Genomic DNA, 657 nt, shown 5'->3' with positions numbered 1-657 from the left:
AAACTGCTTATAAAAATAAAAAGGAGTCCTAATGGAACACATTATTTATCAGCTTGAAGAGGATTTGGCAATCCTTACCTTGAACCGTCCTGAGGTTGCAAATGGCTTTCATATTCCTATGTGTGAAGAAATTTTAGAAGCCTTGACTCTGGCAGAAGAAAATCCAGCTGTGCATTTTATCTTAATCAATGCCAATGGCAAAGTCTTTTCAGTTGGGGGAGATTTGGTAGAGATGAAGCGGGCAGTGGATGAGGATGATATTCCATCATTGACAAAAATCGCAGAGTTGGTCAATACGATTTCCTATAAAATCAAACAAATAGCCAAACCTGTTTTAATGGAAGTTGACGGTGCTGTTGCAGGTGCCGCAGCGAATATGGCTGTTGCGGCAGATTTCTGTCTTGCAACGGATAAGGCTAAGTTTATCCAAGCCTTTGTTGGCGTCGGCTTGGCTCCAGATGCAGGAGGAATTCATCTCTTGAGCCGCAGTATCGGTGTGACGCGTGCTGCCCAACTAGCTATGACAGGTGAGGCTTTGAACGCAGAAAAAGCCCTAGAATGGGGACTGGTTTATCGCGTTTCTGAAGCTGATAAACTTGAAAAGACGAGAGAACAGCTTCTTAAAAAATTAAGACGTGGTTCAAGTAATTCCTATGC

At 42.8% G+C, this 657-nt stretch carries 1 protein-coding gene; it reads left to right on the top strand.

Annotated elements, in window-relative coordinates:
- Positions 1 to 31: 31 nt before the first annotated feature.
- On the top strand, positions 32 to 657 hold a 626-nt coding region (locus tag WKI42_RS10575; protein WP_368081901.1), incomplete at its 3' end, for an enoyl-CoA hydratase.

The sequence above is a fragment of the Streptococcus pseudopneumoniae genome (genome assembly GCF_038148935.1).
In the GTDB taxonomy this organism is placed as follows: Bacteria; Bacillota; Bacilli; order Lactobacillales; family Streptococcaceae; genus Streptococcus; species Streptococcus pseudopneumoniae_U.
The sequence above is the reverse complement of the archived record's forward strand: the minus strand, read 5'-3'. Positions and strand labels throughout refer to the sequence as shown.